Annotated in this window: 22 protein-coding genes; 11 read left to right on the plus strand and 11 right to left on the minus strand. The window is 71.3% G+C overall.

What is annotated here, in order from left to right:
• The first annotated feature begins 61 nt into the window (after positions 1-61).
• Together CGL27_RS43880 and CGL27_RS43890 are read left to right on the plus strand one after the other, a co-directional pair.
• On the plus strand, positions 62-1,552 hold the full coding sequence (locus CGL27_RS43880; protein ID WP_078645622.1) for a SulP family inorganic anion transporter: 1,491 nt from the start codon (positions 62-64) through the stop codon (positions 1,550-1,552).
• 302 nt (positions 1,553-1,854) lie between these two features.
• Complete coding sequence (locus tag CGL27_RS43890) at positions 1,855-2,523, plus strand: CBS domain-containing protein (RefSeq protein ID WP_078645626.1); 669 nt, start codon at positions 1,855-1,857, stop codon at positions 2,521-2,523.
• 28 nt (positions 2,524-2,551) lie between these two features.
• On the opposite strand, the gene CGL27_RS43895 is transcribed toward CGL27_RS43890, so the two are convergent.
• On the minus strand, positions 2,552-3,784 hold the full coding sequence (locus CGL27_RS43895) for a DUF1918 domain-containing protein (protein WP_346345772.1): 1,233 nt from the start codon (positions 3,782-3,784) through the stop codon (positions 2,552-2,554).
• 233 nt (positions 3,785-4,017) lie between these two features.
• Between CGL27_RS43895 and CGL27_RS43900 the strand changes: the two genes are divergently transcribed.
• Positions 4,018-4,692 carry a CBS domain-containing protein gene (locus CGL27_RS43900; protein ID WP_119993196.1) on the plus strand — a complete coding sequence of 225 codons (675 nt, stop codon included), beginning with the start codon at positions 4,018-4,020 and terminating at the stop codon, positions 4,690-4,692.
• A gap of 244 nt (positions 4,693-4,936) precedes the next feature.
• On the opposite strand, the gene CGL27_RS43905 is transcribed toward CGL27_RS43900, so the two are convergent.
• From CGL27_RS43905 to CGL27_RS43915, 3 genes are read right to left on the minus strand one after another with little or no spacing between them, the layout of a single operon-like run.
• The gene (locus CGL27_RS43905; protein ID WP_119993197.1) at positions 4,937-5,674 is read right to left on the minus strand and encodes an FAD:protein FMN transferase; all 738 of its coding nucleotides are present in this window, start codon (positions 5,672-5,674) and stop codon (positions 4,937-4,939) included.
• 40 nt (positions 5,675-5,714) lie between these two features.
• Positions 5,715-6,176: an FMN-binding protein gene (locus tag CGL27_RS43910; RefSeq protein WP_119993199.1), complete on the minus strand. Its 462-nt coding sequence runs from the start codon at positions 6,174-6,176 to the stop codon at positions 5,715-5,717.
• A 34-nt stretch (positions 6,177-6,210) separates the two neighbouring features.
• A complete protein-coding gene (locus tag CGL27_RS43915; protein WP_078645634.1) occupies positions 6,211-7,575 on the minus strand; it encodes a ferredoxin reductase family protein in 1,365 nt (454 codons plus the stop codon).
• Positions 7,576-7,724: 149 nt separating this feature from the next.
• Between CGL27_RS43915 and CGL27_RS43920 the strand changes: the two genes are divergently transcribed.
• The 3 genes from CGL27_RS43920 to CGL27_RS50515 all read left to right on the plus strand — a co-directional run bounded on the left by CGL27_RS43920 (position 7,725) and on the right by CGL27_RS50515 (position 11,089).
• Complete coding sequence (locus CGL27_RS43920; RefSeq protein ID WP_078645636.1) at positions 7,725-8,459, plus strand: response regulator transcription factor; 735 nt, start codon at positions 7,725-7,727, stop codon at positions 8,457-8,459.
• Positions 8,456-9,922 carry a HAMP domain-containing sensor histidine kinase gene (locus CGL27_RS43925; RefSeq protein ID WP_119993201.1) on the plus strand — a complete coding sequence of 489 codons (1,467 nt, stop codon included), beginning with the start codon at positions 8,456-8,458 and terminating at the stop codon, positions 9,920-9,922. Before CGL27_RS43920 ends, CGL27_RS43925 begins: the two co-directional genes overlap by 4 nt.
• Before the next feature lie 384 nt (positions 9,923-10,306).
• On the plus strand, positions 10,307-11,089 hold the full coding sequence (locus tag CGL27_RS50515; protein WP_162953207.1) for a hypothetical protein: 783 nt from the start codon (positions 10,307-10,309) through the stop codon (positions 11,087-11,089).
• A 225-nt stretch (positions 11,090-11,314) separates the two neighbouring features.
• Here CGL27_RS50515 and CGL27_RS43940 read toward each other — a convergent pair whose 3' ends face one another.
• Positions 11,315-14,077 (minus strand): cation-transporting P-type ATPase, encoded by a 2,763-nt coding sequence (locus CGL27_RS43940; RefSeq protein WP_119993202.1) that lies wholly within the window; start codon positions 14,075-14,077, stop codon positions 11,315-11,317.
• Positions 14,078-14,333: 256 nt separating this feature from the next.
• Here CGL27_RS43940 and CGL27_RS43945 point away from each other — a divergent pair, with 256 nt between their 5' ends.
• Positions 14,334-15,410: a lysylphosphatidylglycerol synthase transmembrane domain-containing protein gene (locus CGL27_RS43945; protein WP_240450845.1), complete on the plus strand. Its 1,077-nt coding sequence runs from the start codon at positions 14,334-14,336 to the stop codon at positions 15,408-15,410.
• A gap of 200 nt (positions 15,411-15,610) precedes the next feature.
• Here CGL27_RS43945 and CGL27_RS43950 read toward each other — a convergent pair whose 3' ends face one another.
• The gene (locus CGL27_RS43950; RefSeq protein ID WP_119993204.1) at positions 15,611-16,579 is read right to left on the minus strand and encodes a pirin family protein; all 969 of its coding nucleotides are present in this window, start codon (positions 16,577-16,579) and stop codon (positions 15,611-15,613) included.
• Between the two features lie 122 nt (positions 16,580-16,701).
• Between CGL27_RS43950 and CGL27_RS43955 the strand changes: the two genes are divergently transcribed.
• Positions 16,702-17,379 carry a class I SAM-dependent methyltransferase gene (locus tag CGL27_RS43955; RefSeq protein WP_078645641.1) on the plus strand — a complete coding sequence of 226 codons (678 nt, stop codon included), beginning with the start codon at positions 16,702-16,704 and terminating at the stop codon, positions 17,377-17,379.
• Between the two features lie 48 nt (positions 17,380-17,427).
• Here CGL27_RS43955 and CGL27_RS43960 read toward each other — a convergent pair whose 3' ends face one another.
• From CGL27_RS43960 to CGL27_RS43970, 3 genes are all read right to left on the minus strand, one after another.
• Positions 17,428-18,117, minus strand: coding sequence for a phosphatase PAP2 family protein (locus tag CGL27_RS43960; RefSeq protein WP_078645642.1), 690 nt, complete (start codon positions 18,115-18,117; stop codon positions 17,428-17,430).
• 110 nt (positions 18,118-18,227) lie between these two features.
• Entirely contained in the window at positions 18,228-19,163 is a 936-nt protein-coding gene (locus tag CGL27_RS43965) for a M56 family metallopeptidase (protein WP_078647815.1), read from the minus strand.
• Positions 19,164-19,272: 109 nt separating this feature from the next.
• Positions 19,273-19,920: a DUF5134 domain-containing protein gene (locus tag CGL27_RS43970; RefSeq protein ID WP_119993206.1), complete on the minus strand. Its 648-nt coding sequence runs from the start codon at positions 19,918-19,920 to the stop codon at positions 19,273-19,275.
• A 214-nt stretch (positions 19,921-20,134) separates the two neighbouring features.
• Here CGL27_RS43970 and CGL27_RS43975 point away from each other — a divergent pair, with 214 nt between their 5' ends.
• Positions 20,135-20,554 carry a PPOX class F420-dependent oxidoreductase gene (locus CGL27_RS43975; protein ID WP_078645646.1) on the plus strand — a complete coding sequence of 140 codons (420 nt, stop codon included), beginning with the start codon at positions 20,135-20,137 and terminating at the stop codon, positions 20,552-20,554.
• Positions 20,555-20,697: 143 nt separating this feature from the next.
• Here the strand turns inward: CGL27_RS43975 and CGL27_RS43980 are convergent, their stop codons facing one another.
• A complete protein-coding gene (locus CGL27_RS43980) occupies positions 20,698-21,090 on the minus strand; it encodes a VOC family protein (protein WP_078645648.1) in 393 nt (130 codons plus the stop codon).
• 109 nt (positions 21,091-21,199) lie between these two features.
• On the opposite strand from CGL27_RS43980, the gene CGL27_RS43985 reads away from it, so the two are divergent.
• Positions 21,200-21,757, plus strand: coding sequence for a GNAT family N-acetyltransferase (locus CGL27_RS43985; protein ID WP_119993207.1), 558 nt, complete (start codon positions 21,200-21,202; stop codon positions 21,755-21,757).
• Positions 21,758-21,799: 42 nt separating this feature from the next.
• On the opposite strand, the gene CGL27_RS43990 is transcribed toward CGL27_RS43985, so the two are convergent.
• Positions 21,800-22,483, minus strand: coding sequence for a glycerophosphodiester phosphodiesterase family protein (locus CGL27_RS43990; protein WP_078645651.1), 684 nt, complete (start codon positions 22,481-22,483; stop codon positions 21,800-21,802).
• Between the two features lie 308 nt (positions 22,484-22,791).
• On the opposite strand from CGL27_RS43990, the gene CGL27_RS43995 reads away from it, so the two are divergent.
• Positions 22,792-24,189 carry a DUF6421 family protein gene (locus CGL27_RS43995; protein ID WP_078645653.1) on the plus strand — a complete coding sequence of 466 codons (1,398 nt, stop codon included), beginning with the start codon at positions 22,792-22,794 and terminating at the stop codon, positions 24,187-24,189.

The raw sequence follows: 24,189 nt of genomic DNA on the forward strand, positions 1-24,189 counted from the left end.
GGCATTGCCGGAAGGGCTGTGCCCGAGTACAAGGTTCATATTCCCTTTGTCTGGTTCCGCTGTGTCCCCAGCCGCGCGCCTGCGTGACCTGAAGCCCGATTGGCTGAACGATCCGAAGGTCTGGCGCACCGAGGTCCTGGGCGGCCTGGTGGTCGCGCTCGCGCTGATCCCCGAGGCGATCTCGTTCTCGATCATCGCCGGGGTCGATCCGGCCATCGGCCTGTTCGCCTCCTTCACCATGGCCGTCACCATCGCGATCGTCGGCGGGCGCCGGGCGATGATCTCCGCCGCGACCGGTGCCGTCGCGCTCGTGACCGCGCCGATGAACCGTGAACACGGCCTGGGCTACCTGGTCGCCACCGTGATCCTGGCCGGTGTCTTCCAGGTGGCGCTGGGCGCGCTGGGGGTGGCGAAGCTGATGCGGTTCGTCCCCCGCTCGGTGATGGTCGGCTTCGTCAACGCCCTCGCCATCCTGATCTTCATGGCCCAGGTCCCCGAGATGAGCGATGTGCCCTGGGCCGTCTACCCGCTGATCGCGGCCGGGCTGGCACTGATGGTGTTCTTCCCGAAGGTCACCACCGTGATCCCCGCGCCCTTGGTGTCGATCGTGATTCTCACCGTCGTCACGGTCGCGGCCGGGATCGCGGTGCCCACTGTCGGCGACAAGGGCGAGTTGCCGTCCTCCCTGCCGGTTCCCGGCCTGCCCGATGTGCCGTTCACCCTGGACACCCTGACCACCATCGCGCCCTACGCCTTCGCCATGGCCCTGGTCGGCCTGATGGAGTCGCTGATGACGGCCAAGCTGGTGGACGAGATCACCGACACCCGCTCCAACAAGACCCGTGAGTCCATCGGTCAGGGCATCGCCAACATCGTCACCGGCTTCTTCGGTGGCATGGGCGGCTGCGCGATGATCGGCCAGACGATGATCAACGTGAAGGTCTCCGGTGCCCGCACCCGTCTGTCGACGTTCCTGGCGGGCTCGTTCCTGATGGTGCTGTGCATCGTCTTCGGCCCGGTCGTCTCGGACATTCCCATGGGCGCCCTGGTGGCCGTGATGGTCATGGTGTCGTTCGCGACCTTCGACTGGCACTCCATCGCCCCTAAGACGCTGAGGCGGATGCCTGCCGGGGAGATCACCGTCATGGCGATCACCGTCGTGGTCGTCGTGGTCACCCACAACCTGGCCATCGGTGTGGTCGTCGGCTCGGTCACCGCGATGGTCGTCTTCGCCAGGCGCGTCGCCCACCTCGCCCAGGTCACCGCCGTCACGGACCCCGACCACGCCACCGTGGTCTACCGGGTCACCGGCGAGCTGTTCTTCGCCTCCTCCAACGATCTCGTCGGCCAGTTCGACTACACAACCGACCCCGACAAGGTCGTCATCGACCTGTCCGCCGCCCACATCTGGGACGCCTCCTCCGTCGCCGCCCTCGACGCGATCGAGACCAAGTACGCCCAGCGCGGCAAGAGCGTCCGGATCACCGGCCTGAACGAGCCGAGCGCCTACCTCCACGGCAAGCTCAGTGGCGAACTCACACCCAGCCGCTGACCCGACCATCCCACCCCGAAAGGCTGCCTCGGCAGCACAGCAGCCCAGGCGGCCATTGCAGCGCGATCGCGATACGGGCGACGTCCAGCAGCTGTGAGGTGATCCTTTTCCCCTGTAGGCCGAACGCGATGACCTCGAAGGCTGAGTTCAGGGCGACCATAACGGCCGCGCCCGCACACACAGGGACTGATTCGCTGAACGATGCGCTCTCCGGTGGCCGGAGGACACTCCCCGGCCGGAGAGTGGAAGTGGTGGGGCGTCGGGGCGCCGCGGGGCGGACGAGGCAGAAGGAGGATGGTCGTGTGTCCGAGACTCCGCACATCGTGAGTGATGTGATGACCCGGACGGTGGTGGCTGTCGGGCGTGAGGCGCCGTTCAAGGAGATGGTGCAGACGCTGGGGCAGTGGCGGGTGAGCGCCATGCCGGTGCTGGAGGGTGAGGGGCGTGTCATCGGCGTCGTCTCCGAGGCGGATCTGCTGCCCAAGGAGGAGTTCCGGGACAGTGACCCGGACCGCCTCGAGCAGTTGCGGCGCCTCCCTGACCTCGCCAAAGCGGGGGCGGTGACGGCGGAGGGGCTGATGAGTTCCCCGGCGGTGAGCGTGCACCCGGACGCCACGTTGGCCGAGGCGGCCCGGATCATGGCCGTCAGAGGGGTCAAGCGGCTTCCCGTGGTCGATGCCGAGGGGATGTTGCTGGGAATTGTCAGCCGGGGTGATCTGCTGAAGGTCTTCCTCCGTCCGGACGAGGACATCGAGGAGGAGGTCCGCCGCACGGTGGTGGCCTATCTCTTTCCTGGCGACAGCGGCATCCACGTCCGGGTGGACGAGGGAGTTGTCACGCTCAGCGGGCAGCTCCGCGACACCGCGCCGATCCCTGTGGCCGCGCGCCTCGCCCGGGCCGTGGAGGGCGTGGTGGATGTCGAGTGCCATTTCCGGGGTGTCGGACGCGGGGAGACGGCGGGCACCTCCTGACGGGGTGCTCCGGATCGTGCCGGTGTGGCTATGGCTCGATGTCCAGCACATCGTGGACCGGCCGCCTGGGGGTCTGGGAGCCGGGCCGGCCATATCCCAGCCGCAGCACCATCTGCACATACGCGTTGCCCGACATCGGGTCGCGCAGCGGCCGGCGCAGGTCGTGCCATTCGAGGGCCTGGGTGATGAACGAGGTCGAGACGCCCTCGACGGTGGCGCGCAGCAGGACCCGTTCCATCGCCTGGCCGGTGCGCAGCCAGTCCAGGGGCTGGTCGCGTGCGGTGCTCAGCAGCGCCAGGTGGGGGGCGGTTTCGAAATCGACGGTCGGCCGACCGGGGATCGGTTTGCCGCCGGCGAAGTCCCGCATGGGGGCTTTGCCGATGCGGCGGCGGGGCCCGAAGGCGTATTCCGGGACTCCTTCGGTGGCCGGCCGCGTATCGCCCGCCCTGCGGGTGAAGCGGGCCAGGTCCGCGGTGGCGCCGGCATCGGTGAGGTTGCGGGCCTCGGCTTCCAGCGCCAGGTCCATAACGGACTGCAAATGCAAGCCGGAGGCGAAGGACAGCGAAACGTACTCCCGGTGTGCGGCCTCGGCGAGGGCGGTCAGCACCGTGTCGGGCAGCGGCGTCTCGGCGAAGGGGTACCGGCTGGTGTGCCGGGTGTGCACGGCGGGGTACAGGGCGGCCGGATCGTCCTCGTCGCCGAGCGGGCCGGTCAGTGTCACGGAGGCCAGCAGCATCGGGTCGCTGGGGTCGGGCAGCACCCGGGTGGTCGCCTGCCAGCCCTCGTGCGCGACCGCGACCCGCAGGTTCATCAGGGCGGCGCCACAGCCGATGTGCAGGGCCCGGAGTACGGGGTCGCTGTGCGGCAGAGCGCCCCGGAGGTCGGCCCGCAGATGGAAGACGCGGTTGCGCCGGGAGTACTGGAATCGCCAGGGCTGGGCGTTGTGCATCGACGGGGCGGCCGCGGCGTCCTGCACCAGAGCCATGACCACCGGTTCGGAGAGCGCTCGAGTGGTCCTGCGCGCTGTTCCTGTTCCTCGATGGCCGGTCTCCTCCAGGTGTCCTTCCGGCCCGTGCTCGATGTGGTGAATGTGTGCGTCCGGTCCGGGGAACACAAGGGTGATCTGGTCCGAGTCCGACCACCGCACGTCATAGGGCGGTGTTCCGTCGTCATGGCGGAGCCCGACGATCTCACCGTCCCGTTGGGTGGCACCGGTAGTGGGGCTTTCGACAACCAGTTGGTCGCCGACTTGGGCACGCATCGACATCCCACCTCTCTGCCTCAACTCCAACGTGCCACGGTCGGCGAGCGGCGTCCTGGGACGGCCAGCTCTTGAGCCAGGGCCGGATGGCCCCGTTGTGGGCCGTGCCCCGTTGTGGGCCGTGCGGCCGGGAGAGGGAGCCATGAGGCTCATCCGGCGGTGGGGACGAGCTGGCAGGCTCGACAAGGAAACACCGGCCGACCCCGCCGCGAGTCTCCGAAAGGAGTCGGGACATGCACCACAGAACGGTCGGAGAGCTCATGACACGTCCGGTGGTCCAGGCACCACGCGAATTGCCGTTCAAGGAACTCGTGGGGCTCCTCACTGAGTACGACGTCACCGCCGTGCCGGTCGTGGACGGTTCCGGGCGCCCGATCGGCGTGGTGTCCGAGGCCGATCTGCTGCGCAAGTCGTCCGGCCAGACCGACCCGTCCGGTCGGCTGCCCCTCCCGCATCTGGAGGCGTGGGAGCGCGCGAAGGCGGAGGGGGCGAGGGCGGAGGAGCTGATGTCGGCGCCCGCGGTGTGCGCGCGTCCGGAGTGGACGGTCGTCGAGGCGGCTCGCGTGATGTCGGACGGGAACATCAAGCGGCTTCCCGTGGTGGACGAGACCGACCAACTGCTCGGCATTATCAGCCGTGGTGACCTGCTGCGGGTATTCCTGCGCCACGACGACGCGATTCGCGACGAGATCGAGGGGGATCTGCTGCGACGGACCCTGCGTCTGGCGCCCTCGGCCGTGACGGTCGAGGTACGGGAGGGCGAGGTCACACTGGACGGATCGGTCGAGGCCAGGAGTCTGGTCCCGGTCATCGTGCGGCTGTGCCGGGGCGTGGACGGAGTGGTGTCGGTCACCGAGCGCATCGCCTACGGAACCGATGACACCGAGGGTTCCGCCGCCGCGGCCTGAGATGCCCCCGACATGCGGTGGGGATGCCGCATGTCCGAGGCGTCGACCCCGCGATCGCCTGCGCGCTCTCCGGCCTCGGGCACATCGTCATGCGCGTACAGAGGCAGCTCGCTTCCCGGAGCGCCCGCCCCATGGGCGCGCAGCGCCCGGCCCGGCCCATGGCTGAACCAGCCGACGGCTGCCTCGTGGCTGAACCGGCCGACGGCCGCGCCGCTTCGGGACCGGCCGGTGCGGACGCCGCCCGTCATGGCCCGGCTTCGGCCAGGACCGCCCCGGGGAAGTCCGGGGTGCGCCAGATCTCACCCGCCGTGGTGATGCCCAGCGCCTCGTGGCCGTCCAGTGCCTCGACCCAGCCACGGGCTCCGGCGCCCATGGCGAACGCGGCCGTGGCGTAGGCGTCGGTCCGGGTGAGGTGGTGGCCGGTCAGGGTGAGCGAGAGCAGACCGGTGGCGGGCCGTCCGGTGTGCGGGTCCAGCACGTGCGCACCGCGCTCGGCCGTGCCCGAGGTGGCGACGGCCAGATCGTGCCCGGTGACGACGGCCGCCAGTTCCCCGGGGCGGGTGGGGTGGGCGATGCCGATCCGCCAGGGGGTGCCCGGGGCGGCCTCGCCGCGGAGCTGGATGTCGCCGCCGCCGTTGACGCAGGTGTTGTGAGCGCCCGCCGCGTGGAGGATCCGCGAGGCTCGCTCGATCGCCCAGCCCTTGACCATTCCGGAGGGATCGAGCCGGCCGCCGGGAGTGGGACTGAACCAGCCGCCGGTGGCGTGTGCCGCCTCTTCACACAGGTCGAGCACCTCGGCCACCTCGGGGCCGCACCGTTCCGGGGTGAGTTCGCCCCGGTCCAGGCGGCTGATCACGCTGCCGGGGCGGTACGGGGAGAAGACCTCGTCCACCCGGTGCAGCCACGCCACGGCGGCGTCGAGGGCGCGGTGGATGGCGGGGGTGGCCGGATCGCGGATGTCGAAGGAGACGACCGTCCCCATGACGTGCTCGGCGCGGCGCGTTCCGCGCCCGGGGGCGGGCTCAGCCACTGGCCTTGTCCAGCGCGCTCTGCAGCGACCGTGTGTAGCCCTCGCTGGTGTAGGTGGCGCCGGAGACCGCGTCGATGTGGGCACTTTGGGCGCTCAGCGCCTCCTGGGTGAGCTGCGGTACGGCGTAGGACGCGATCTGCTGGGACCGGGGCCGGTCCGAGGGCGTCTGGAGTGCTTTGACAGCCGTGATCCGGCCGTGCGCGAGGGTGACGGCGACCTGCGTCGGCCCGTAAGTGGTGTCGATCACGCTGCCGGTGAACGTGCCGGACGCGCCGCCTTGGGACTGGTCGCCGCCCGAGGACTGGCCGCCGGTCGGGGTGGGGGGCCTCCCCGCGGACGCGGTGGCGCGGGGCGGTGGCGCGGCGGCCGTGGCGGGGGCCTGGTGCGGTTTGAGCGAGAGCAGCAGGACGATGCCCGCCACGGTCGAGACGGTGGTGATGGCGGCCTTGCGCACAGCGGGTCTCCTTCGGATGCGGAGCGGATCGGAGTCAGAGCGCGAACGACTCGTGGTGGACGCGGCGGCGCGGCACCCCGGCGTCGCGCAGGGCGCGCCGGGCGGCCTCCGTCATGCCGGGCGGACCGCACAGGTAGACGTCACGTTCGCCGAGGTCGGGCACCAGGCCGCGGAGCGCCTCGGCGGTCAGCGGGGAGGAGTGGACAGCGGGCTCGTCGACGACATAGTGGACGATCGCCCCGCGCGCGGCGGCCATGTTGTCCAGTTCGGCGCGGAGCGCCAGGTCCTCGGGGCGCCGGGCCCGGTAGATGAGCATGACCTCGCCCGGCAGCGTCTCGAAGAGGCTCCGCAGCGGGGTGATCCCGACGCCACCACCCAGCAGGAGGGTCTTGCGGGTGCGGCGACGGCGTGCCGTGAAGGCCCCGTACGGGCCCTCGGCGAGCACCCGGGTGCCGGGTTGGAGGTGGGCGAGCGCCGCGCTGTGGCCGCCGGACGCCTTGACGGTGATCCGCAGGTACGCGGGGTGCGGCGCGGCCGACAGGGAGTAGGGGTTGGCGGCCCACCACAGGCCGCGGGTGAGGAACCGCCAGCGGAAGAACTGGCCGGGCTCGGCCCCCAGCTCGTCCAGCCGGTCGCCGGAGAGGTAGACCGATATGACGCCCGGAGCCTCGGGCCGGACCTCGGTGACGTACAGCCGGTGGCGCAGCGCCCGGCGTACCGGAACGGCGAACCGGTACCAGGCCAGCAGTGCCGCCGCGCCGATGTAGAGGGTGTACCAGGCCAGCTGGGCGGGTCGGTTTCCGGTGAAGTCGGCTCCGTCGGAGAGCTGGTGCCCGAAGGCCAGGAAGACCGCGAGATAGGTCGCGAAGTGCAGAAGGTGCCAGGTCTCGTAGGAGATGCGACGGCGCACGGCGCGCGCGGACACGATCGCGGTGAGGAGAAACAGCAGAAAGCCGATCGTCCCCTTGAGCAGGTCCGGGTAGTGGAGGACCAGGGTGGTGGTCTGGTCCACCACACCGGTGTGCGATTCCAGCGAGTACCCCCAGATGATCAGCAGGACGTGGGCGCAGGCCAGCGAGATCGTGTAGCGGCCGCCCAGGGCGTGCCAGCGGGCCAGCCGGTCGGAGCCGATGGCGCGGTCCAGCAGCGGTACGCGCGCCATCAGCAGCAGGAGGATCGCGCAGGTGTAACCGGCGAGCAGCCCGGTGATCCGCCCCGCGCCGGTCAGCCAGCCGGCGGCGCCGACGACCGAGGGGGTGTCGCTCCACCACAGCGCCAGGACGGTGGCGGCCCCGCCCCAGATCATCAGGTGTGCGAGCGCCGGGACGGGGCTGGGCGGGCGCGGTGCCGACCGGGACGGGCGAGTCCTGGCCGGGGTCGGTGGCGTCGTGCTGGTCATAGGAGTCCTCTCGGCGACGTGCCTGGTCAGCGTCACCCGCGAAGCTCTGAGGACCCTCTGAACCCGAGCGGAACGCGTTCGGATTCAGAGGAAACTCAGAGGAAGGGCGGGTCTCGGCAGCGCGCACCGCGAGGGATGCTGGAGGCATCATGGATACGCACTCCACCAGCCGTTTTCTGCTGCGGCCCGACGGCGACCGGGTCCGCGTCCTCGTCGTCGACGACGAACCCGATCTGACCGAGGTGCTGTCGGGTGCGCTGCGCTACGAGGGCTGGGATGTTCGCACCGCCGCCGACGGCGGGTCCGCGCTGGACGCCGTGCGGGCGTTCCGCCCGGACGCGGTGGTGCTCGACTGGATGCTGCCGGACACCGACGGGCTCACGGTGCTGCGTGCGATGCGGACGCAGCTGCCGGACGTCTGCGTGCTGTTCCTGACCGCGCGCGACGCGGTGGAGGACCGGATCACGGGCATCACGGCGGGCGGCGACGACTATGTGACCAAGCCGTTCAGCCTGGAGGAGGTGCTGGCCCGGCTGCGCGGGCTGCTGCGCCGGGCCGGGATGGCGCGGGAGCCGGGCGACGACCGGCTGGTGGTCGCCGATCTGGTGATGGACGAGCAGGCGCGGGAGGTGACCCGTGGAGGTGTGGCCGTGGAGCTGTCCCGCACCGAGTTCGAACTGCTGCGGTTCCTGATGCGCAACCCGCGGCGGGTGCTGTCCAAGGCGCAGATCCTGGACCGGGTGTGGAGCTATGACTTCGGCGGCCAGGCCCATGTGGTCGAGTTGTACATCAGCTATCTGCGCAAGAAGGTCGACGCCGGGAGGGCACCGCTGATCCACACGGTGCGCGGGGTCGGCTATGTGCTCAAGGCGGAGGTTTCATGAGGCGGTGGCTGCCCGGGCGGCTGCCCCGTACGCTGCGTGCCCGGCTGACCGCCGGGCTGGTGGTGCTGCTGGCGGTGGCGAGTCTGGCGGTGGGGCTGACCACGGTGTTCGCGCTGGAGGGGTTTCTGGTGCGCCGGCTGGACCAGCAGCTCACGGCGGCCGGCGGCCGGTTCCCGGCCAGCCTGGAGCACGGTGAGCGGCGCCCGGACGCCGACAACGCGCCCGACACCCGTGGACAGTCGGACCGCACCTTCGGCGCCCGGCTGCTGCGCGGTACGACGACGGATGCCGCGGTGGTACGCGACCAGACGGACGCCGCCGTACCCCTGACCGGCGCTGACCGGAGGGTCCTGGCGGCAGTGCCGGTGGACGGCGACGGCCACAGCGTGCGGCTGTCCGCGCTCAGCGGCTACCGAGTGGTCGCGGTCCACGGGGACGACGGGGATGTTCTGGTCACCGGGCTGCCGCTGCGTCCGGTGGAGGAGACCGTGCACCGGCTGGAGATCGTGGAGACCGTGGTGTTCGGCAGCGCGCTGCTGGTCACCGGGGTGGCCGGGGCACTGTGGGTGCGGCTGTCGCTGCGGCCGCTGCGGCAGGTGACCATGACCGCCGCCGGGGTGGCGGAGCTGCCGCTGGCCAGCGGTGAGGTGGCCATGCCACCGCCGGTGCCGGACACCGATCCGCGTACCGAGGTGGGCCAGGTGGGCACCGCGCTCAACCGGATGCTCGGCCACGTCGGGGACGCGCTGGCCCGCCGTCAGGCGAGCGAGGAGCGGCTGCGGCACTTCGCCGCCGACGCCAGCCATGAGCTGCGGACGCCGGTGGCCTCCGTCCGCGGACACGCCGAGCTGGCGCTGCGCCATCCGGATCCGGTGCCGGATGAGGTGCGGCACGCGCTGGAGAGGATCCAGGCCGAGTCGCAGCGGATGTCCACGCTGGTGGACGATCTGCTGCTGCTCGCCCGGCTCGACGCGGGACGGCCGCTGGCCCGCCGAACAGTCGATCTGACCCGGCTGGTGCTGGACGCGACGGGCGACGCACGGGCCGCGGGGCCCGGCCACCGCTGGAGGCTGGAGCTGGCCGAGGAGCCGGTGACGGTGCTCGGCGACGAGCACCGTCTCCAGCAGGTGGTGGGAAACCTGCTGGCCAACGCCCGTACCCACACCCCGCCCGGCACCCGGGTCACCGTACGGCTCGCGACGGCCGGTGCCGACTGGGCCGAGCTGACGGTGTCCGACGACGGACCGGGCGTCCCGGACGCCCTCCAGGACGAGGTGTTCGAGCGGTTCGCCCGCGCCGATCCCGGCCGGTCCCGGGCGGCGGGCGGCACCGGGCTGGGGCTGGCGATCGTCCGGGCCGTGGTCGCGGCGCACGGCGGCACGGTCACGCTGACCAGCAAGCCGGGCGCCACCGTCTTCCGGGCCCGGCTTCCCCGCCGTACCGCGGCGCTCGATCCGGGCTGAACGGGAGACGGATGGCGACCGTGCGCCGCCACCCCGGTGAGCCCCGCGAAGGCCGGTCCCAGCGACACGAGAGGCAGAAGTCCCACCCCCGGCCCCGAGGTGAGGTCCAGCACGGCCACGACCGCCATCACCGCGAAGGGCAGAACGGACAGGAGCAGGGAGTCCTTCGGATCGTTCTCCTGAGCCAATGAACACTCCCGAGGGCGTCGCGTGGAGCATGCGCCGCCGCCACCAGAGCGCGGCACAGGGCGTGCGACCTGCGGAGATCCATTCCGCCGGTGGGGGCGACTCGGCAACGTTCTGTGTCACATCGCCGGAGGCGCCGCACCGTGTCCGTGATCCCCCCTCCCGCGCAGCGGGAGCACGGTTCCGCTCGCGGCCGCCGTGGACCGGTTCCTCGACCGCTTCCGCGACGACCCCGGCACCGCACCACCCTACGCCGAGACCCTGGTCCGGCTCCGCGCGCTCGTCGGCGACCAGTTCGCCACCGGCGACCTCATCCCCGAGGTCTACGAGGCGGTCATGGCCCGCTGGGACGAGGGGGCGGCGAACACCTGGAACAAGCACCTGTCCGCGCTCAACTCCTTCGCCGCGTACACGCGGCGGCAGGACTGGCTGGCCGCCGACCCGGGCGGGCGGCTGGAGCGCCGTAAGGTGACCCGCGACCGTGACAAGGCCGTTCCCTGGACCCGGCTGGAACGGCTGTTCACCGACGACCGCTTCGGCTTGCGTGAACGGGTCTTGTGGCGCATGGCCTACGAGACGTGCGCCCGAGCGGACGAACTGCTTGAGCTCGACGTGCCCGACATCGACATGGAGTTCCGCCGCGGCCGGGTCGGGGAGAAGGGCGGCGACACGCGTACGTGCACTGGGAGACCCCCACCGCCCGGCTGTTGCCGCGCCTGCTCCAGGGACGGGCGACCGGTCCGATGTTCCTCGCCGACCGCCGACCGCCGACCGCCGACCGCCGACCGCCGACCGCCGTGCGCCAGGTACCGGCCGCCGACCGCCCGCGCTGGCGGACATCGACCCCATCACGGGCCGGAGCCGACTGTCCTATCCGCGCGCGGAGTACCTGTTCAAGCAGGCATCCGAACTGCACGCCCCGCACGGCAAGGGCTACACGCTGCACCAGCTGCGGCACTCCGGGCTCAAACACCTCGCTGAGAAGGGCCGCTCTGCTCCGGAACTGCAGGCCAAGTCCCGCCACAAGCACCTGGGCACCCTCGGCCGCCACGTCAAGCTCGGCGAGGAGACCTCGGCCCGCATCACCGCCGTAAACAACGAACAGGCACAACCCGAAGAAAGGCAGGCAGTCCTCGCCGCCTGGGTGCCGCCGAATATGAAGATCAAGTCCTGCGAAACACGAGCGGACTGGCGGCGGGTGCAGCGTTACGGCTGTCCCCGTTGGGGAGAACGGGAGTTGTGCCGTCGGATCAGGTAACGCCGGAGTTCGTCGGCGCCCCAGACGATGAAGGGGTAGGGGAGCAGGAACAGAAGATCACCCGCCGGGAGTGCGGCGGTTCCCAGCAGTTTCTGGAACGGCGGGGCGTAGACGAAGACGCCTGCGAGCAGGAGTTCGCCGGCGATGGCGGCGAGGAGGTAGCGGTTGGACAGGACGCCTACGGAGCGGAGCGAGGCGTGGGTTGTGCGGACGGCGAAGGCGGTGCCGATCTGTCCGGCGATCATGCCAAGGAAGGACATGGTCGTGGCCTGCTGGTAGGCGTGGTGCAGGGGCTGCCCTGGCCCGGTCGGGTCACCGAGACTCCAGCCGGCCTTGGTGAGGACGTAGAAGAAGCCTGTCATCTGGAGTGCCGCGACGAGCGCGCCGAGGAAGAGCCAGGCGCGGATGAGCATCGGAGCCTGGATGACGCCCTCGGATCGGGGCCGGGGCGGGCGGTCCATGAGCCCGGGTTCGGCGGGTTCGCGGCTGAGGGCGAGAGCGGGGAGCGTCTCGCTGCCGACGTCGAAGGCGAGGAGCTGCAGGATCGTCAGGGGGAGTGGAATGAGGCCGCCGCCGAGCGCGAAGAAGAGGAACGGCGTCACCTCGGGGGTTGCGTGGGCGAAGATGTAGATGATGAATTTGCGGACGTTGTCGTAGATCCGACGGCCGTCGCGTACCGCGGTGGCGATCGAGGCGAAGTTGTCGTCGGTGAGGACCATGGTGGAGGCTTCGCGGGCGACGTCGGTGCCGGAGCGGCCCATGGCGACGCCGATGTCGGCGCGGCGTAGCGCGGGGGCGTCGTTGACCCCGTCGCCGGTCATGGCGACGACGTGTCCCTCCTCGCGCAGTGCGTCGGCGATGCGGAGCTTGGCCTCCGGGGAGGCGCGGGCGAAGACGATGTCGTGCGTCCGGCTGACGAGGGTGCGTAGCTCGCTCTCGCCGAGCTTTTCCAGTTGCTGGCCGCTGACCACGGTGGGGTTGCTGCCGGTGATGGCGACACGTTGGGCGATCGCGGTGGCGGTGAGCGGGTGGTCGCCGGTGATCATGATGATGCGGATGCCGGCGGTGTGGCAGTCGCCTACGGCTTCGGCGACTTCGGGGCGCGGCGGGTCGAGCATGGCGATCAGTCCGGCGAAGCAAAGTTCGGTCTCGGCGTCGCCTCGTCGGTGCGGCGGCCTGCGGTCGGGGGGCAGTTCCCGTTCGGCCAGGGCAAGTACGCGCAGGCCGTCGGCCGCGAACGCGTCGACCTGAGAGGTGATGCGCTGACGGTCGGGATCGGTGAGCGACAGTTGCTGCCCCCGGGGGCCGAGAAAGGTGGTGCAGTGCGGCAGGAGTGCCTCGGGTGCTCCCTTGGTACGGATGGCGAGACGGCCGTGGTGCCGGTCGATGGTCGACATCAGCTTGAGTTCGGGGTCGAAGTGGAACTGCCAGGCGCGGTCGGCCTCCCGCTCGGTGGCTGCGAGCCTGGCACCCAGCTCTCGGGCGGCGAGCAGGACAGCGATCTCGGTGGGATCGCCGCTGGGTTCCTCACCGGGTTCGAGGCGGGCGTTGTTGCAGGTGGCGGCGATCCGCCCGACCGTGGCCTGAACCGGGTCGGCCGGGGTGCCGTGCTGGCGCACCGAGGTGTTGTCCAGTTCGAGGAGGCATGAGGCGGTCCACACGTGGGTGGGGCGCATGCGGTTCTCGGTGATGGTGCCTGTCTTGTCGGTGCAGATGACGTCCGTCGAGCCGAGTGTTTCCACGGCGCTGAGCCGTTTGACGAGGGCGCCGCGTGTGGCGAGCGCGCGGACGGCCACGGCGAGGGCGAGGGTGATGACGGGCAGGAGTCCCTCGGGGACCATGCCGGCCAGCAGGCCGGCGGCGAAGACCACGGAGTTGACCAGGGACAGTCCGATGCCGAGCGTGGCCAGGGGGATGAAGGCAAGGGCCAGGGCCACCGAGACGATCGCGATCAGCCAGGCGACCCGCCGCACCTGGCGCTCGAGGGGGCTGGGATCCTGCTTGACTTGCTCGGAGAGCGCGGCGATGCGGCCGAGCTCGGTGTTCATACCGGTGGCGAAGACCACGCCGTGGGCCTCGCCGCCCGTACAGCTGGTGCCGCTGAAGACAAGATCGTGCGCCGTGAGCACGGGGACATCCACGTCCAGGATCGAGGCCGAGCGCAGGGTGGTCACAGATTCCCCGGTCAGCGCCGACATGTCGACCTCGATGGCCCCTTTCAGGAGGCGGATGTCGGCGGCGATCCGGTCACCCGCCTCGATGGCGATGATGTCGCCCGGGACCAGTTCGGTGGCATCGATCTCTCGCAGGACACCGTCGCGGCGAGCCTTCGCCCGTTGGGGGATATAGGCGGCCAGTGCCTCGACCGCGTGTTCGGCGTGTACCTCCTGGACGAACGCGAACGCGGCGTTGAGGAAGATGATGAGGACGACTGCGGCGGCCACGACGTTCGAGCCCACGGCGACGAGCAGCGCTGCGGCTAGCCACAGCAGCAGGGCGAGCGGGTGCGTGAACTGGAGCGCCAGTTCACGAGGCCAGCGTCGGCCGCCGCGTCTGCGCAGCTCGTTGCGGCCGTACTGCAGCAGTCGCCGCCCGGCCTCGACGGAGGTCAAACCGGCTCGCGAACTGTGCAGATCGCGCAGGAGCAGCTCCGCCGCCTCCTCGGGGTCGAGCCCCGCCGGCCTCACCCACGCCTCGTGTCGACTCTTCACTCAGCAGACGTTAGGGCCGGTTCGGAGTCCGCCGGCGGAACGACACCTCGGCTGGGGCCCGTGCCTGCCCGCGCGCCCCGGGGCAGGCAGGTCGCTGCACTTTCCGACCGCACGTTCGACAGATGAGTGGTCCGTCCCGGCTCCGCTTCCCGCGGACAGTTGCGCGCACGACGGGGGACCGCCGGCGGCCCCGGTACAAGGACGGTTCGCTTACGCCTCATCTCGTAGGGCGGTGTGGCGCCGTACGGTGGCCGACATGGACGGCGCGGACAAGGACCCCGAGCATGGTGAGGACTTCGCCACCGCACCCTTCAGGAAGCCACGTCGGCTGTGGTGGCTCGCCTCCGTCGCCCTGGTGGTGATCGCGGCGGTCGTCGCGGTGTACCGGCGGCACGATCTGGCTGCGGCCTCGCGCTTGATCGCCGCGGTCCGGATGCCCCGGCTGGTCCTGGTCGCCGGGTTCGAGGCAGCGTCTCTCGGCGCTCTGATCGCACTGCAGCAGTGGCTGCTGCGGATGGGCGGGGAGCGCTTGCGCCTCAGGGTCGTCGGGACCATCGTGCTGGCGGCCAACGCCGTCGCCGGCGCACTGCCGGGCGGGGCGGCGTTCGCGGCCGCATGGATGTTCACGCAGTTCCGGCGCAGGGGTGTGGGACAGGTACTCGCGGGAGCGGTGCTGGCCGTCTCGGGAGTGCTGTCGGCGGCCGCGCTCTTTGCGCTGCTGGTGGCCGGTGCGCTGGCGAGTGGCTCCGCGGGGCTCGGCGCGCTGCGGCCCGTGGTGCTCGGGCTCGCGGCGGTCCTCGGCGTGACGGTGGGCGCTGTGGCCGGCCTCTCCCGTTGCGCGCCGGTACGCCGCCGCGTCTGGCGGTTCTGGCGGCGGCTCGGGGTACGTTCCCAGCAGCTGCGGGACATCCAGGACAGCCTGCTTGCCCTCGTCCGGCACGTCCATGCCGTTCGACCGGGGCTGCGCCCATGGTGGCGGCCCTTCACCCTTGCGCTACTCAACTGGGGGTGCGACGCGGCCTGCCTCCTCGCCTGCGCGTGGGGGCTGGGCATCGGCGTTCCCTGGCGCGGGATCCTCGTGGCGTACACGCTCACCCAGATGACGGGCAGCCTGCGGCTGACGCCGGGCGGTCTCGGTGTGGTGGAGGCCAGTCTGACAGCGATGCTCGTGCTGTACGGGCTGCGCACCGAGCAGGCAATCGCGCTCACGCTGCTCTACAGGATCGCGAGCTACTGGGCGCTGCAACCCATCGGCTGGGCGTGCTGGCTCGGCCTGACCTTCAGCTCACGACGCGCGGACCACCAAGCCGGATCTGACCGGCGTACCGGATGAGAGCGCCGCTGGGTCGTCGTCATGGGGCGCCACGAGAACCTCGTCCGCCCTGGTTACCCCAGGCACACGACCGGCCCCCCGTCGCCTGGCGCCGGCGGCTCACCCGGGCACGGACCCGGTGAGCCACCAGCGAGCGGTGCTGATCACACGGTCTCGACCACTCCGTTCGACGCCGGGCCGGGGACCGTGGATATCCCAGGTCAGTGGGTGCGGCCGCGGGGTTTGAGGGGCAGCGGGGGGAGTTCGGGGGCGTGCAGTGGGTCGCCGTCGAAGCCGTGCACCTCACCGAAGCGAGTGCCCGCCTCCCAGTCCGCGCGGGCCTGTGCGATGTCCTCATGGGACCGGCCGATGAAGTTCCACCACATCACGATCTTCTCCTCGAAGGGCTCCCCGCCCAGCAGCATGAACGCGCTGTCCACATCCGCGCGCAGCGGCAGTTCGGTGCGCCCGCAGCCGAGGTAGAGGAGGGAGCCGGGGGCGAGGCGGACCCCGTCGACCTCGGCCTCACCGGACATGGTGAGCGCCGCGTACTCGAAGTCGGGACGCACCGGCAGCCGGGTGTCGGTGCCGGCCGCGAGGGCGATGTCCGCGCCCATCAGCGGGGTGAACGTGGTGCCGGGCGAGGCCGCGCCGTCCAGTTCGCCGAGGACGACCGTCGCCCGCAGCCCTCCGCCGCCGGTCACCCGGGGCAGCTCGGCGTGGTGCTCCCACCTGGGGGCGATATGGCGGTCGCCGTCGGGGAGCGCGACCCACAGCTGTGCCCCGTGCAGCAGGCGGGCGTGCTCGCGCGGGGACTCCTCGGAGTGTGCGATGGCCCGGCCCGAGGTCATCAGCCCCAACTCGCCGGGGCGCACCGTCTGCAGACTGCCGACGCTGTCGCGGTGCAGCACCTCGCCGTCGTGCAGCCAGCTGACCGTCTGCAGCCCCATATGCGGATGCGGAGGGACCTGCATGCCCGGCTCCTGGGCGATGTCGTCCGGGCCGTAGTGGTCGATGAAGCACCAGGCGCCGACCATGCGCCGCCCGAGGCTGGGCAGCAGCCGACGCACCATCGTGGATTCGCCCAGCGGGACCTGCTTGGCGGCCAGCAGTTCGCGAACCGGCTGGGCGGTGACGTCATCGCGGCCGCCGCATACGGTCGCCGCGGGCCTCAGGTCGAGATTGCTCATGACCGCACTCTCCCATGGCCGCGGGCAGCTCAGGGGGAGCCAGGGGGATGTTTAGGGGGCCGTCGGACCGCCGCCGGAAGAAGAATCTATCCGGTGACCGCACCGACCCTGAAGGAGATCGCATGCCGTCCACACTGCACACCGAGCTCGTGGCGACCGTCCTGGACGGACTGCTGGAGGCCGAGCGCGAAGGCGATGAGCGCGCGTTCGCCGAGACCGGTGTGACCGACCCCAAGTCGGCCTGGGCCGAGCTGGACGCCAGTCAGATGGCCGAGACGTTCAAGGACGCCTCCATGTCGGTGTCCAAGGAGGGCGGTGAGCTGCTCTACCTGCTCACCCGTGCGACCGGCGCGCGGACCGTCGTCGAGTACGGAACCTCCTTCGGCGTGTCCACCCTCTACCTGGCCAGCGCGGTGCGGGACAACGGCGGCGGGCAGGTGATCGGCACCGAGCTGCAGGCGGACAAGGTGGCCAAGGCCACGGAGGCCATCGCCGCCGCCGGGCTCTCCGACATCGCCACCGTCCGCGTCGGCGACGCGCGGGAGACGTTGCGGGACCTGCCCGGGTCGGTGGACCTGCTGCTGATGGACGGCTGGCCGAACCTCAACCGGACGGTGCTCGAGGTGGTGGAGCCCCGGCTGCGCCGGGGCGCGCTGGTGCTCGTGGACGACATGGACATGGACTTCGGCTTCGACATGCACCGGGAGATGCGGGAGTACCTCTCCGACCCCGCGAGCGGCTACCTCTCGCTGCGCCTGCCGGTCGCGCACGGGATCCTGGCAGGGGTGCGGCTCGGCTAGCACCCGGGTGCGGCTACCGTTCCCGCTGGTCGGACGGGGTTTCGGGGGTCACGAGCGCACTCTTCCCTCGGGGGACGCCTCGCGCTCGCTCGTACGGCTGCGGGCGTAGCCGTACGAGGCGATCGCCCCGTACACCAGCGCCGCGCCCAGCAGCCAGCCGCCCAGCACGTCGCTGGGCCAGTGGACGCCCAGATACAGGCGGGTGAAGCCGACGCCCAGCACGGACACGGCGGCGACGGCGGCCATGAGCCGCAGCCACTTCGCCGACGCCCTGTGGAGCGTCATCAGCCACAGCAGCAGCCCGAAGGCGACGGTCGCGGTCAGAGCGTGGCCGGAGGGGAAGGCCGCGTAGTGCGCCGAGTCCACTGGATCCGGCCACCGGGGGCGCTCCCGGTCGACGGCGGCCTTCACCGCCTGTTGCAGGGCCGTGCCCGCCGCCGCCGTGACGGCGACCCACAGGGCGAGCCGCCGCTCCCGCCGCCACAGCAGCCACCCCACGGCCACGGCCAGCAGCGCACGCATCGCCCAGGGGTCCCAGATCCAGTCCGTGAGCACTCTGTTGGCCCGGGTCCAGCCATGGTGTTCCACGGCGGAGCGGTGCAGGGCGACGACGATCTCCCGGTCGACGCTCCCCAGGGGCCCCCAATGGGCGGCCACCAGGGCGAGCAGCACCAGGAAGAGCGCGGTGAACACGGCCGCGGTGCGGGCGGCTCGGTGGTGAAGGGTTGCCGACTGCATGGGTCGATGATCGCCGACGGGCGGGCCTCGGGGCCAGGAGGCCCCTGTGACGGCTGAGAGCTGGGAGACTCCTGTGGCGGCCGAGGGCCAGGAGCCCTGTGCCGGAACGGCTACCCCAGCACCCGCAGTGCCGGGACGAGGGTGACCATGAGCGGGACGACCGGGACGAGCGCCGCGGTGGCCGTAAGGCGCCAGCGGCGCCCCACCGAGAGTCGGGAGGCCGGGGCCAGGAGTCGGTCCACCCGCTGCGGGACCTGGGCGAGCGCGCTGGGGCCGGGGCCGAACACCCCGCGGTCCTCGTTGAGTTCGACCAGGGCGAGCGCGGTGGTCGTCCGCCCGAAGCGCCGGGACGCGGAGTCGTCGGCGGCCAGCTCGACCAGCCGGTGCACCTCGTCGCGGAACGCCGCGAACATGGTCACCTGCGGAAAGCCGGTGGCCAGCGCGCCCGAGCAGTGCAGCAGCCAGTGATGGCGGGCGCGGGCGTGGCCCTGCTCATGGGCGATGACGGCGTCCAGCCGACGGCCCTTGAGGCGGCGCAGCGCCGCCGTGGTGATGACGAGCTGGGGTGTGGTGCCCGGCAGCAACCAGGCGTCCGGCTTGTCGCCCTCCAGGACGACCAGACGCTCCCCGCTGGGCTCCTCACCGGGCAAGACGGGGGAGCGGACGAGGAGTTCGGCCCGGTGTTGCCTGCGCCAGGCGCGGGCGCGGCCGATCTCGCGGGTGAGCATCACCGCGCTCCAGACGGCCCCGAGGGCGAGCACGAGGGCGATGGGCGCGGCCAGCGGCCCGTAGCCGGAGAGCGCGTACGCCTCCACCACGCCCTTGGGCGCGGGGGCGAAGACATTGCCGCGCACGGCCTCCCAGGCGGCCGCGGCGGTCAGCGCCATGGTCAGCGCGCAGCACAACAGCACCCCGACGACCACGCACTGCCACACCCACAGGGCGAGGACAGGTTCGCGGTCGATCCAGTCGGAGCGGGACAGCAGGCGCGGCGCCATTGCCGCCGCCAGTGCGCCGAGGCCCATCAGCGCGAACGGGACCAACATGGCGGTCACCCTATGATCGCGAAGCTCGGGCCGGGTACGTTCACGACGGGGAAGTGACGCATACCACGGTGCGGCTACGGGCGTGGCTACGGCCCGGCCCGCCGCCCGTTCACACGGCCAGCAGCATGGCGCACATCCCTATCCCCATCGACAGCCTGCAGGCATGCCGCAGCTCGGGCCGCCGTGACCAGCCGGTACCGGACGAGCCCGCCCCCGCGCGGGCCCCGGCGCCGGCGTCCGCATCGTCCACGGCTCGGACCCCGGCGCCGTCCAGTGCGCCGTCCGTCATCGGTACGAGCCGCAGCCCGGACCGTACGACGTAGACCGCGAAGTACACGAGCAGCACCCCGGTCAGCAGCGGCACTCCGCCCGCCATCCGGCCCGGTGCCGTCTGGCCGGTGTGATGGTGGCCGCCCGTGGTGCCTGCCATCATCGCGAGCGCCATATAGACCATCGCGAGCGCCCCGATGGCGTGATGCAGACGGTGCCCCGGAAGCCCCGCGCCGCGCACCGGCAGCAGAGCCCTTACTGCGGCCACGGCGAAGACCGCCGCGAACGCGGCTGGACCCCATGGCCGCGGGTCCAGCACGGTGGAGGGCACCGCCATCGCCGCCATCCCCCACCCCATGAGCGCCTCGGCGCCCGCTATCCGCCGCCCCGGCCCGGGCGGCTCACCGCGCATCTGAAGCAGACAGTAGGCACCCGTGGCCGCGCACAGCGCGACCAGCAGCCAGCCGACGAGCGGAGCTCCGTGCACGGCACACCTCCCGAAGGGGGACGTAACACCAGGAGACATCCCCTGCCGCGGCGCCACACATGGGAGCGCATGGACGCAGTGGGGGAGCGCGAGGCGCGCGGAGTGGCAAGGAGCGCGAGGCGCGGTATGGCACCGTGAGAGGTGCGGCCCGTGGATCAAGCTGCCCCCGCCGCACCACGGGACGTGAACAGCCGTTCTACGAGGAGGAGAGCCCGTGTCGAATCCACCGCTTCCCGAGGCCGCGGTCGCCATGCTCGAGAAGCCCAACCCGGCCGTGATCGCGACGATCCGGTCCGACGGCCAGCCGGTGTCCACGGCCACCTGGTACCTCTGGGACGACGGCCGGATCCTGGTCAACCTGGACGAGGGCCGCAAGCGGCTCAGCCATATCCGCAACGACCCCAGGGTCACGCTCACCGTGCTCGACGAGGCGAACTGGTACAACCACATCAGCCTCATCGGCCGGGTCGTCGAGCTTCAGGACGACGAGGACCTGTCCGGAATCGACCGGCTGTCCCGGCAATACCTCGGCAAGGACTACCCGCAGCGGGACCGCGGCAGGGTCAGCGCCTGGATCGAGATCGACCGCTGGCACGGCTGGGGCGAGCACAAGGAGAACAGCCAGCCCGGCTGATCCCCCGGGACCGCCCGCCGTCCGCCCCACCACCCCCGGCCACCGCGAGCCGGGGAGGGCGGGCGGACGGCGCCGGGGCGGCCGCACGCCGTCCGGATCCGCGATCCACGTGGCGCCGGGCGGGTGCTTTGTCGTGTCTGCCGCTAGATCCCCGGACGGTAGCGAATCGGATGGTCCTGCGGCACTTCCACGATCACGATTTTGAGTCCGTCCGGATCCGCGATCCACATCTCCACCAGCCCCCACGGCTCCTTCTTCGGCGGGCGCAGCACCTCGACCCCCTGCGCGGTGAGCTCCTTGTGCGCCGCCGCCGCGTCCGCGACCTGGAGCCATAGCTGGAGGCCCGGGGCGGGCGGGGTGTCGGAGCGGCCGGAGACCTCCAGGAAGCCCCCGCCGAGGAAGTAGACCGTGCCCCGCTCGGGGCCCGTCCCGAACTCCCGGAAGACCGCGAGACCCAGCGCCTCGCCGTAGAACGCCCGGGAGCGCTCGGGGTCCGTCGGCCGCAGCAGAACGCGGCTGCTCAGTACGTGAACCATGCCGCGACCTTACGCAACCCGACCCGCTTGGGGCAGGTTAAGGTCACTTTGCCGCCACCACCGCCGACCGATCCCCCGCCCCCGCCCCCGAAGGGACCCTTCCGACGCCATGGACACCGCGGACGCCACTGTACGAGCCATCGCCCCGCTCGCCTTCCGCCCGGCCACCGAGGCCGATGTGGAGGCGCTGGTGCCGCTGATCGAGTCGGCCTACCGCGGAGACGCCAGCCGCGCCGGATGGACCACGGAGGCGGATCTCCTGGCCGGGCGGCGCACCGACCCGGAGGGCGTCGCGGCCGTGGTGCGGGACGAGAACAGTCGCATGGTGATCGTCGAGCGGGGCGGTGAGCTGATCGCCTGCTGCCAGCTCGAGCACCGTGGTGACCACGCCTACTTCGGCATGTTCGCGGTCCGGCCCGCGCTGCAGGGCGGGGGCCTGGGCAAGGCGATCCTCGCCGAGGCCGAGCGGTTCGCGCGGGCGGAGTGGGGTGCGACGCGGATGCATATGACGGTGATCACCGCCCGTGCGGAGCTGATCGCCTGGTACGAGCGGCGCGGCTACGCCCGTACCGGCGAGATGACCCCGTTCCCGTACGGCGATGAGCGGGTCGGTGTGCCGCGCCGCGCCGACCTCGAGTTCGAGCTGCTGGTCAAGCCCCTCGACTGAGCGCCGCTTACGCCGTACGGGTGAAGGTGGCCGGTGAGGGCGTCACGCCGTGAAGCGCGCCGCCCGCCGGATCTCCGGGAAGTCGGTGGTGGCGCCGTCCAGGCGGAGGCCGCGGACCAGCTTCAGCTGGTCGGGGGTGTTCACGGTCCAGCCGATCACCCTGAGGCCGGCGGCGTGCGCCCGCTCCACCAGCTCCAGGGTCACCCTGCGGATGTTGAGCACCAGCATCCCGGCGCCGACGGCGTGCGCCCGGTCGATCACATCGAGGCCGTAGCGGCTGGCCACGAGGGCGGTGCGGGCGGTCGGGAGCAGGGTGCGGATCTCGGCGAGCGCCTCGTCGTGGAAGGACAGGACGTCCACCCGGTCCAGCAGATCGCGGCCGGTCAGCACCTCCGCCAGCGCCCGGGCGGCCGCCGTGTCCTTGATCTCGGCCTGGAGCGGTGCCTTGACGGCGTCCACGACCTCCTCGAAGACCGGGATCCGCTCACCCTCCCCGGCGTCCAGCTCACGCAGCTCCGCGAGGGTGAAGTCGCCGATCGGGCCCTTGCCGTCGGTGGTGCGGTCGACGTCCGCGTCGTGCATCACCACGAGCGCGCCGTCCTTGCTGAGGTGCAGGTCCAGTTCGATGACGTCCATGCCCTCGTGCTCGGCGCGGACAAAGGATCGGAGGGTGTTCTCCGGCTCGACGCCCATCACTCCGCGGTGTCCGATGGTGAGAAAAGTCAACGCTGTCTCGCTCTTCTGACGGCCCTTGACGGCCTTCGTCGGGTCGTCTCGTCGGGTCGGGGGGAGGCAGTGGGGAGGCAGATTCGTCGGCTCTCGGCGGGCGGGCCGCCGGACCGGCGCACACCATACCGGCCGCTCATGACAGGACTGCTCAAGCGGGGCCGTGGCATGAGCCGGGCCGATGGGGGCAGGAAAAACTGCGGTGGTGCGGGTGTGGCGCAGGATGATTTCCCGTACCGTCGCTTGAGCGAAGGAGGCTCCGATGGATACGGTGGTTGTACGCAAGTTTCTCCGGTGAAGGAGTGGTCATGACGGAAATTCTTTCGTCCCCGATAGCTGAAGGTGGCGTTCTGTCAGCAGAGCGTGTGGTCGAACATCCGGCCTGGCCGACCCTCAAGGACGCCGTCGAAACGTTTCGCCCGTGGCAGTCCAAGGACGGCTCCATCGACTTCGACGCCGAGGGCGCACCCACCCGCGAGACCGCCGCGGCGACCATCGCCCGGGTGATCGAGGCCATCGAGAGGCTTGCCCCGCTGCTGCCGCACGACGCCGACTACCACCGGGCGGTCGTCGCGGATCTGCGCCGCTGGGCCGAGGGCGGCTTCGGCGTCCCCGACTTCCTCGACTCGCTGCTCGCCTTCCAGCCCGCCCGCACCCGCGCCGACGGCCTCCAGCACCTCGTGGTCTTCCCCATGTACACGCAGAACGGCAACCCGGACCGCAACCTGGAAGCCGTGGTGCTGCGCATGGTCTGGCCGGACTGGCTGGCCGAGCTGGAGCGCACCCGCTATGACAACCCGCTCTACTGCGGCCTGGCCTTCGAGGACTTCACCTCCGGCTACGACACCAACTCCGCGGTGCTCTTCCCGGAGACCATCGCCGTCCGCGAGGCCCCCGAGCGGTTCACCTGGGGCGGCATCTTCTGCGACCGCGAGGCGGCCCGCTTCCGCCGGGTCAGCGATGCCGCCGTCCAGACGCTCGGGCTCGAACTCCCCGAGGACATCGGGGACATGCTCGCCGACCAGCGCCGCTGCCAGGAGGCGTTCGCCCTGTGGGACATGGTCCACGACCGTACCCACAGCCATGGCGACCTGCCGTTCGACCCCTTCATGATCAAGCAGCGGCAGCCGTTCTGGATGTACGGGCTGGAGGAGCTGCGCTGCGACCTCACGGCCTTCAAGGAGGCCGTGAAGCTGGAGGCCGAGGGGGTCCCCCAGGGCCGCGACGTCCAGTACGCCGTGATCTTCGACCGGATGTTCCGGTTCCCCGTCACCGGCGCGCGGGTCCGCAACTACGACGGGCTCGGCGGCCAGTTGCTCTTCGCCTACCTCCACCAGCACGACGTCGTACGCTGGACGGACAACACCCTGCATATTGACTGGTCCCGCGCCTCGCAGGTCACCAACCAGCTGTGCGGCGAGATCGAGAAGCTCTACCGCGACGGCATCGACCGCCCCAAACTGGTCCACTGGTTCAAGGCGTACGAGCTGGTGTCGACGTATCTCGCACCTCACCCCGGCTCGGTCTGGGCCAAGGGCCCGGAAGCCCTGGACCTGACCCAGCTGCCGCGCAAGCTCGTCGACGACGTGCTCCCCGACGAGTTTCCGCTGAGCATGTTCTACGAGGCGCTCGCGAAGAAGCTGCGTGACGTGGTCGCCTCCACCAAGGGGATCACGGCCGACAGCGACCTACCGGCGGCGGCATGA

Source organism: Streptomyces sp. 11-1-2 (assembly GCF_003595545.1).
GTDB classification, from domain to species: domain Bacteria; phylum Actinomycetota; class Actinomycetes; order Streptomycetales; family Streptomycetaceae; genus Streptomyces; species Streptomyces hygroscopicus_B.

Excerpts from the sequence above, each read along its gene's own strand:
- CGL27_RS43895 (WP_346345772.1), bottom strand. The coding sequence starts at position 3,784 with ATGCGTGCCCAAGTCGGCGACCAACTGGTTGTCGAAAGCCCCACTACC.
- CGL27_RS43900 (WP_119993196.1), top strand. The coding sequence starts at position 4,018 with ATGCACCACAGAACGGTCGGAGAGCTCATGACACGTCCGGTGGTCCAG.
- CGL27_RS43905 (WP_119993197.1), bottom strand. The coding sequence starts at position 5,674 with ATGGGGACGGTCGTCTCCTTCGACATCCGCGATCCGGCCACCCCCGCC.
- CGL27_RS43915 (WP_078645634.1), bottom strand. The coding sequence starts at position 7,575 with ATGACCAGCACGACGCCACCGACCCCGGCCAGGACTCGCCCGTCCCGG.
- CGL27_RS43920 (WP_078645636.1), top strand. The coding sequence starts at position 7,725 with ATGGATACGCACTCCACCAGCCGTTTTCTGCTGCGGCCCGACGGCGAC.
- CGL27_RS43925 (WP_119993201.1), top strand. The coding sequence starts at position 8,456 with ATGAGGCGGTGGCTGCCCGGGCGGCTGCCCCGTACGCTGCGTGCCCGG.
- CGL27_RS43945 (WP_240450845.1), top strand. The coding sequence starts at position 14,334 with ATGGACGGCGCGGACAAGGACCCCGAGCATGGTGAGGACTTCGCCACC.
- CGL27_RS43950 (WP_119993204.1), bottom strand. The coding sequence starts at position 16,579 with ATGAGCAATCTCGACCTGAGGCCCGCGGCGACCGTATGCGGCGGCCGC.
- CGL27_RS43955 (WP_078645641.1), top strand. The coding sequence starts at position 16,702 with ATGCCGTCCACACTGCACACCGAGCTCGTGGCGACCGTCCTGGACGGA.
- CGL27_RS43960 (WP_078645642.1), bottom strand. The coding sequence starts at position 18,117 with ATGCAGTCGGCAACCCTTCACCACCGAGCCGCCCGCACCGCGGCCGTG.
- CGL27_RS43965 (WP_078647815.1), bottom strand. The coding sequence starts at position 19,163 with ATGTTGGTCCCGTTCGCGCTGATGGGCCTCGGCGCACTGGCGGCGGCA.
- CGL27_RS43980 (WP_078645648.1), bottom strand. The coding sequence starts at position 21,090 with ATGGTTCACGTACTGAGCAGCCGCGTTCTGCTGCGGCCGACGGACCCC.
- CGL27_RS43985 (WP_119993207.1), top strand. The coding sequence starts at position 21,200 with ATGGACACCGCGGACGCCACTGTACGAGCCATCGCCCCGCTCGCCTTC.
- CGL27_RS43995 (WP_078645653.1), top strand. The coding sequence starts at position 22,792 with ATGACGGAAATTCTTTCGTCCCCGATAGCTGAAGGTGGCGTTCTGTCA.